The organism is Microcystis sp. M44BS1 (assembly GCF_020244875.1).
GTDB lineage: Bacteria > Cyanobacteriota > Cyanobacteriia > Cyanobacteriales > Microcystaceae > Microcystis > Microcystis panniformis.
Genome location: NZ_JADBVM010000098.1, coordinates 1 through 8,269 on the forward strand (window position 1 = coordinate 1; position 8,269 = coordinate 8,269).

Sequence of the window (8,269 nt, forward strand, 5' to 3'; positions counted from 1 at the left end):
ACTGCTCCCACAGGGAAGCGCTCTCGCGCTGTTGTAGAGTGGTGGTCATTGGTTTATGATTCCTATTAAGTTATCGAGGTACGATTGATTGATGATGTCTCTATCTTAGAGAGTTTGTAACGGTTTGTAAAGGGGTTTGACAAAAGTATTTCTTGTCGGAATGATAAGGTGGGCTTATGTTTGGTTTGCCCCTACATTGTGGAAAAAATCCTTATTTACCTTGTTCTCAACCTATGCAGACGAGTCGGAGAGGCGACTCTCCAGCTTAGTTTAACCATCGATTATCCGTGTTATCATGCCAGTATTCAAAACTGACTTCAGCCTAAGAAATTACCAAGACTTAATTTTTCTTATTGAATAGCATCAATCAAAATAAGGGTTAAAACTGCTATGACCACAGATTTAAAGGCGATTACCAGAACCCGCATACCTGCTCGAAAGGTCATTAATCAATACAAAGAGGGAAGAAGAGATTTCAGAAATCTCGATCTACGAAACTCCTCTTTTAAAAAGCAAGACTTATGCGATGCTGATTTTAGCGGCTCAGATATTCGTGGTTGTTCGTTTGAAGGAGCAACCTTGGAGAACGCTAATTTCTCATCGGTTATTACTGGGTTTTCTCAATCCTATTGGTTTAATCTATTTTTGTCCGCAGTTTTTGGCTTTCTGATTTGGAATTATTGTCTAACTTTTACTGCTAAATACATCGAAATGATCACTAACCCCTTCAAAATGGCACTTGAAGGGATTCTAGGAATTTATGCAGCAGAAATTTTCACAATTATAGCTCAAGCACCTCTTTTCTTAGCTGTAATAATTATGGTTTTCTTAATTATTTTTGCGCCTGGTGTTATGTGTGACCAAAAATATCTGACAAACTATGCTGATCCGAGTCCAAACTCTAGCTTGATTTTTGGCTTATTTCTAAGTCTTTTTCTATCTATCCTATTTATGATGACATCAATATTAGTTGAGGATTTGCCTGATCTAAGATTTCACTTAATAAGATTCATTACTCTTCTTTTTATTCTTGTTGTAGATAGTATCGTATTATATCGAGTCTTGAGAACTCTATTTGTGAATAAAACTGATGGAACAACATTTAACAATGCAAATCTAAATCGCGCAAAATTTGATCGATCCAGCATTAAAAATTGTTATTTTGCGGGTTCTTCCTTGGATCATGCTTCCTTCAGTCATGCTATTTTGAAAAATTGTAGTTTTGGGAATGCCAATATTTCTTACATTAATTGGAGATACTCTCAATTTGTTTTACCTATTTTATTTACAAGCCATTGCAATTTGCTTGAAAAAAAGATAAGGACGCTTTGCACAACTGGAAATGGAAATAGAAGCGACTATCAAAATGCTGATCTAAAACAATTAGATCTAAGTGGGATAGACCTAACAGGTGCGGATTTAAGCGGCGCTGACCTAAGTAATGCCAATTTGCAAAATGCTCTTTTAGAAGGAGCTAATTTTAGCAATTGTAAGGCTGGGGGAACAGATTTTACTGGAGCCGTTATTAATAATAGCACTAATTTTCAAAATTTACAGATTAATGAAAGCACAAAATTTTCTGATGGACTTCCTCAAAGTATTTTAAATGAATTTATTACTTTTGAGGAAAAACCTGATGAGTTGAACTTTGCTGGTCAGAACTTACAAAATCTCTCATTTAAAGATCAGAATTTGACAGGTGCTGATTTTACAGGTGCTGATATTCGCGGTTGTTCATTTGAAGGCGCAATCTTAGAAAATGCCAACTTTTCCTTAGTTAAAGCAGGTCGCAGCAATCAACAATTGTTCTATGCTATTGTCTGCATAATAACATTAATTATATCGAGTGGAAATATTTATTTATTTGGTACTAAATATGTCAATCTGCATTTTGGTGAATATCTAAAACAACAGACAGGAATGATGACAGTAACTCTTCTGGGAATATCATACCTAGTAGTTGTTATCCTTGTATTTATATTTGCTATTTTGACGAATGTTACCAATTTATTAGGTTTCGTTTTAACAAAAGGAACAGTAATTGACAAGCGAATTGATAGCATTAAAAAATCTAGCAATATTCAATCAACTTACCGTGACTATAAGGAATATTATCACTTGTTCTGGATACCTTTTTTGTTGGTCTTAATGACTTTAACAGGAATAGAATCAATGCGAAGATTTGCATCTATCAGCACAAATGGAGTAATTATAAACATAAACACTATTTTCTTTTTAGTTCTTCTGGGTTCATTTATCTTCTTTTTATATCGAGTAATTCTTGCTGTTCTTTCCCCTCTTGGATATGGCGGAACTTCTTTTAAGAAAGCTAATTTTAATCACGCCATTTTTAATCAGGCGAATTTGAAAGGTTGCAACTTTACTCATGCCAATTTAGACAATTGCAACTTTGAAAGGGCAATCTTTATCCGTTCTAGATTTGACAATACCAGCCTTGCCTATACCAATTGGGAATCTGCCAGATTTAGAGGGCGATTAAATCATTTTTCTGGTTACATGATTAACGATAAAGTAAGACGGCTGGTTATTACTAGAAATGGCAGAGATAGTAATTTTCAGGAAGCATATTTTGAACAAGTAGATTTGAGAAATGTTGATTTAAGTGGTTCTAACTTAAATAAGGCGAATTTCCAAAATGCGCTTTTGGAAGGAGCAAATCTCGCTAATGCTCAAGCTTTAGGAACAGATTTTACGGGAGTCATTATTAAGGACACTAATTTTGAAAATCTACGAATTGATTCAAAAACAAAATTTCCTGATGACTTTGCTGAAGATATTTTGGATAAATGTATTTTAGGATTTCGGAATCTTAATTTTTCTCAGCGTAACTTACAAAATATTTCGTTTAAAGATTTAGACTTGACCGGTGCCGATTTTTCGGGTGCGGATATTCGCGGTTGTTCATTTGAAGGAGCAACATTACAAAACACTAATTTCTCCTCGGTGATAGCTGGTCGGAGTCGTAATCAATTTCTGTTATTGATCCTTTCTACAGTGATAACTATTATTTTAACTGGAAGTCTTGAATTATTGGCTATAGACTATGTTAACTCACATTTCAGTGTATTCTTGCGACAATTTACGGATATGATGGCAGTCCCTCTTATTTGGTTAACTCACTTGGTAGTCGGACTTATCTTTGTAATAGTTTCTTCTTTGATGATAAGTGTTGTAACGCTATCAGTCTTTAAAACCTTGGCTGATCTTGATCTACTAAAACAAAATCAGAGCAAAAGGCTTCAAATCTCTAATCAAAATCACTTTGAGTATATAAGATCCGCTCAATTTATTGATACTTCGGATGATAACTATGATAACTTTGGTAATTTTTCTGGTGTCTTATTTTTCTCGGGGTTAATGACAATAGCGGCTATCGGATCACTGTCTTTATTGACAAAATCTTATAGCTATACAACTGGAAATGACATTACTATAATTGCTTCGTCACTTCTTTTAATTTGCTTTTTATGTTGTTTGCTTATTGTGATTTGTACAATTGGAAAAATAACAGGAACTTCATTTAGACACACTAATTTGAACAATTCCACATTTTCTCAAGCTAATTTAGGTTCATGTTGTTTTTTTGCTAATGCCAACTTAGATAACTGCAACTTTGAAAGAGCAAATTTTACTAGAGTTGATTTTACTAATTCGAGCCTTGTCTATGCCAACTGGAAAGGCGTTAAATTTGGTATTTTTCTTGTTAGTGAATATTATGGCTACCTAAAAAATGATAATATAAGACAACTTGTTATCACTAGAAATGGTAGAGATAAAAATTATAAAGGATTAGAGCTAACTCAGCTAGATTTACAAGGTGTGGATTTATCTGGTGCAGATCTGCGAAATGCTGACTTAAGTGGGTCTAATTTGAGAAATGCTAAACTTAATCGAACTAATTTACAAAATGCTAAGGTTTTTGGGACTGATTTTTCAGAGGCTGTTATTAGTAATTGTAACCTCGAAAACTTACTTTTTGATGATGACACTAAATTTCCTGATAATGTAATAATACCCCATGATAATCAAACAGATAATTCTGTCAATTTAAGCAATCAGGTTCTTGATTTTTCCAATCAGACCTTACACAATATATCCTATGTTGAGCAAAATCTTGAAGGAGCTAACTTCAGTAACTCCATTATTATAAACTGTAGTTTTAAAGAGGCTAACTTAAGAAAAGCAAATTTTGTCAATGCGAGAATAGTTGGCAAACATTTTCCTTATTTCTTTACTATTATTGCATCATGCGTTATCGGAGTGTCTGCTGGGCTATTAATATATATAAATAAGTTATTTATTGCACTAATTGTACTTATGTTATCTTTTTATATAATTACCGGGTATGGGAAAATTTTTAGAAAGAAATTAACAAATATGCAATTAATGGTACTTATGTATACTTTTATTGCACATCGAGTCTTCGTCATCATCTTTAATTTTGGAAAAACAAATATTTTATCCCATAGTGGTTCCATATTACTTATTGTTATTTGTGTATGGTTTCTATTCTTTGATGATCGAGATTCTCAGCAATGGCTAGGTAGTGATTCGTTTGATAATTGTAATCTAGATGGTGCAATTTTTAGTGGCTCTACTCTTGATAAATGTGATTTGAGAAATGCAATAATTGATCATATTGACTGGTCAGATACTAAGTTTATTAACTGCCTTTTTCCTACTAACCTTGACAAAAAAGAGATTCAGCAACTTTGCACCACTAGAGATGGAAGAGAGAAAGAATTTGCTTTTATCGATTTAAAAAACTTTAACTTATCCTACATAGATTTTACTGCGACTAATTTTAGTGGCTCAGATCTTACTAATTCACACTTTAAATATGCTTTTCTTGAACAGGCTAACTTATCCAATGTCAATGCTATTGGGTCAGATTTTACTGGAGCCAATTTCACAGGAGCTTGTATTGAAAACTGGACAGTTGGGGCTAACACTAATTTTAATAATGTTAAATGTGAATATATCTATCTTGAACAAGGACAAAAAGAACGAAAGCCAGCAAGCGGTTCTTTTCAGGAAGGAGACTTTGAGAAAATTATTATCCAATATCAAAAATCTTTAGATATACTCTTTCGCAACGGAGATGATCCAGAAGCATTCAAACTTGCCCTACCTTTAATGCTTGAACTGCGGAAAGAAGACGGTTACTACTTTAAATCTATAGAAAATATTGGTGATGGTGATATCCTGCTTCGACTTGCACACAACAACCCCAATCCCAATAAAGCATTAGCCTATAGCCTCTTTACCAAACTGACGGAAACAATCGCTAACATTCCCCAGAGTGCGAGACAAACCTATCAATCCCTTGTCACCGAACTTACCAAAATACTGCCAAAAGATGCAAAACAGAACTATGAACTACTAGAAACAGAACTCCTCCGACTGCGAAATCAGCTAGAAATCACCCAAACCCAAGTCCTACAACTGACCCAAGAAGTACAAACCCAAAAAGAAACCAAACAATCTCAGCGTTCCGAGTCTGAAAATGATAAAATTAGAAGAAGCTTTAGTTTAGTCAGCATAGCTGTAGAAAATATGTTTAGCAAAATCAACAAAGCAGAATCCTCTGGTGGCGATGCTATCGTCGGCGGTATTGACAACAAAAATCTAGTTGTTGGCAAAAATCAAACAGGTGTGTCCGGTAGAGACATCAGTAACAGCAGCATTAACCAACTTCAAGCCTCAAGTGAGCCAAACGCCAAAAAACTAGCAGAGTTACTCAAGGAACTACAAACTACTATTGAGCAATCTGCATTAAACTCAGACGATAAAGAATCTGCACAGGAACATATTAGCAATATCGCTCAATTTGCCAATAATCAACAAAACACAGAACTTAAAAAGCCAGCTAAAATCTCACTTGATGCTCTAGAAACTGTCTTAAGAAGAGTTTCAGGACTATTTCAACTGGTTAAGCCAATGATTGATACTGTTAGAGCAATTTTACTTTAGTGAAACTATAAGTTTGGCTGATATTACAGGGGAAAAATAGAGAGTCCTTACTCATCGGGAAGTTTTGGCATTGGCAGCAGATGATACTATTTCTTGAGGACGGGGAGCTATGTCACCGGCAAGGCCGCCTTTCTTGCACTTCATCCCTGGAAGTAGAAACGCTTTTTCAGTTATCAGTGAACAGTTATCAAAGAGCCGGACTGATAACTGTTCACTGATAACTGGTAGCGGTGCTACAATTGAAAGAGAAAGTTTGCTCCAAGAAAACCATGCAACTAGAAGAATACTTTGAAGTTTTTGCTCCAGATGACATCCGCATTAAAGGACATCGCATTGGGATTGAGGATGTTATCAACTACCATTTAAAAGGTTATACTTCCCAGCAGATTCTCCAAGAGTTACCCACCTTAAACCTAGAGAAAATTTACGCTACTCTCACCTATTACTATCAAAATAAGACCCTGATAGATGCTTATCTTCAGCGCCTCCGTGACTGGCAGGAAGAACAATACCAGCAGTGGTTAAATACCGAGCCATCTCCCCTGATTCAACGCCTAAGACAACTAAAACTAAAACGGAAACAGCAAGAACTAAACCTCGCATGAAAATCCGGTTTTTGTTAGATGAAAACTTATCCCCAGACCTCAAAATATCTCTGTTGCGATTGAATCCTAATCTCGATATTTTGCGAGTAGGTGAACCCGATGCACCACCACTGGGAACTTTAGACCCAGAAATCTTAGATTATGTTGCGTCATTTCAACGGTTGTTAGTTACCAATAATCGTCGCAGTATGCCCGGACACCTGAAAAACCATTGGGATAAGGGTGGACATATTTGGGGTTTACTATGGTTGCGTCCCAGTGCTAATTTAGAAATCTGGGCAGAAGAATTATATCTGATTTGGGAAGCATCGGAAGCAGAAGAATGGATTGACCGAGTTGATTGGATTCCCTTTTAAATCTTCGCTATTTATAGAGGAATATGAGTAATCCGGTCTTGATAATCTTGGGCATCTCCTAATCAAGCAATGAGAATTACTTAATACTGATTAATAATTTTCTGCCGCTGCCCTTTCTGCCTTTAATTTCCGCATTTTCTCCACAAAAGCGGGGGGTTCATCTAAATCCGCTGAGTATAGGCTAGTTATGCAGAGAAGAACAAATGTTAGCCTCTAGCAAGATTTACCTAATTTAAAGGTATATTAGGAACGTAGAATATCGGACAAAATATCTATAATTAAAGTTTGAGTTTTTAATGATAATGAGCCTAGTTCACGCTGAATCAGTGAAGATCGAAGTGTTACTAAATGATCAAGTTTAATGGCTGAGGATTGGCGAAGACCACTTATCATAAAATCTGGACTTTCTGAACTCAAAATAATATCTGTACGAAGGAGATTTTCGGGAATACGACTGGTGATCAGAGCAAAGATAATGTGTTGATAGCCTCCAATTTTATTGGTTAGGCAATAAGCAGGGCGAACTTTACTGGAAGATAAATCGTCGAAGGGAAATTGAATCAATACGATTTTACCCTTCATTGCTTACAGGTTGTCCATCGTTTAGATTATAAATATCTTCTTCGGTATCATGCAGAAAAGCAAAGCTAGGGTTATGGGAAACGGCATCTAGCCAGTTTTTTTCGTTCAGTTCATCCTCCGACATCAAAAGAATGACGCGCACAAACCGATCTTTTTCTTGAGGAATAGGATGATCAAGTTGAATTTGACCTTGGGTATTGAGGATACCAGTGGTTTCAATCGCACGCATAGCAAAGTCTAAAGGGAGTAATTCGATTCTAACATTAAAAATGTGGCTACTATGAAATTAGGATTAAAGGAACGGGGAATGGGGGACAGAGTAAAGTAAATGTTTACAGATAGTTCTAACAATCCAAAACCTGATCAGGATTTTCAGGATTTTCAGGATTTGAAAATTTCAGGATGATCAATCCAAAATTATCAAATCATCGCCTAATTCAGCAACGCTGATCATAATTCTAACAACAAAAAAGCACCCCCTCGCGGGAGTGCCTTTTCGTTCAGACTAGGAATTAACCATTGATAGCGGGAGCAATCAGAGCTACGGGAGCCTGTTCACCACTAGCCAAGTCTAAGGGGAAGTTGTGAGCGTTGCGCTCGTGCATTACTTCCATACCGATACCAGCGCGGTTTAACACATCGGCCCAAGTACCGATTACACGACCTTGAGAATCGAGAATCGACTGGTTGAAGTTAAAACCATTGAGGTTAAACGCCATGGTGCTAACACCC

5 protein-coding genes and 1 pseudogene are annotated in these 8,269 nt (G+C 36.0%); 3 read left to right on the forward strand and 3 right to left on the reverse strand.

Features of this window, described 5'->3' with window-relative positions; translation table 11 throughout:
- Positions 1 to 390: 390 nt before the first annotated feature.
- From IM515_RS06975 to IM515_RS06985, 3 genes are all read left to right on the forward strand, one after another.
- On the forward strand, positions 391 to 5,994 hold the full coding sequence (locus IM515_RS06975) for a pentapeptide repeat-containing protein (protein WP_287628241.1): 5,604 nt from the start codon (positions 391 to 393) through the stop codon (positions 5,992 to 5,994).
- A 269-nt stretch (positions 5,995 to 6,263) separates the two neighbouring features.
- Positions 6,264 to 6,599, forward strand: a complete 336-nt coding sequence (locus IM515_RS06980; protein ID WP_072927904.1) for a DUF433 domain-containing protein — start codon at positions 6,264 to 6,266, stop codon at positions 6,597 to 6,599.
- A complete protein-coding gene (locus IM515_RS06985) occupies positions 6,596 to 6,955 on the forward strand; it encodes a DUF5615 family PIN-like protein (RefSeq protein WP_287628239.1) in 360 nt (119 codons plus the stop codon). Before IM515_RS06980 ends, IM515_RS06985 begins: the two co-directional genes overlap by 4 nt.
- A gap of 243 nt (positions 6,956 to 7,198) precedes the next feature.
- On the opposite strand, the gene IM515_RS06990 is transcribed toward IM515_RS06985, so the two are convergent.
- The 3 genes and pseudogenes from IM515_RS06990 to IM515_RS07000 form a co-directional block, all read right to left on the reverse strand.
- Entirely contained in the window at positions 7,199 to 7,537 is a 339-nt protein-coding gene (locus tag IM515_RS06990; RefSeq protein WP_002788332.1) for a type II toxin-antitoxin system PemK/MazF family toxin, read from the reverse strand.
- The gene (locus tag IM515_RS06995; protein WP_002788330.1) at positions 7,527 to 7,766 is read right to left on the reverse strand and encodes a hypothetical protein; all 240 of its coding nucleotides are present in this window, start codon (positions 7,764 to 7,766) and stop codon (positions 7,527 to 7,529) included. Before IM515_RS06995 ends, IM515_RS06990 begins: the two co-directional genes overlap by 11 nt.
- A 283-nt stretch (positions 7,767 to 8,049) precedes the next feature.
- Positions 8,050 to 8,269: pseudogene (locus IM515_RS07000) on the reverse strand (hypothetical protein); the annotation flags it as partial.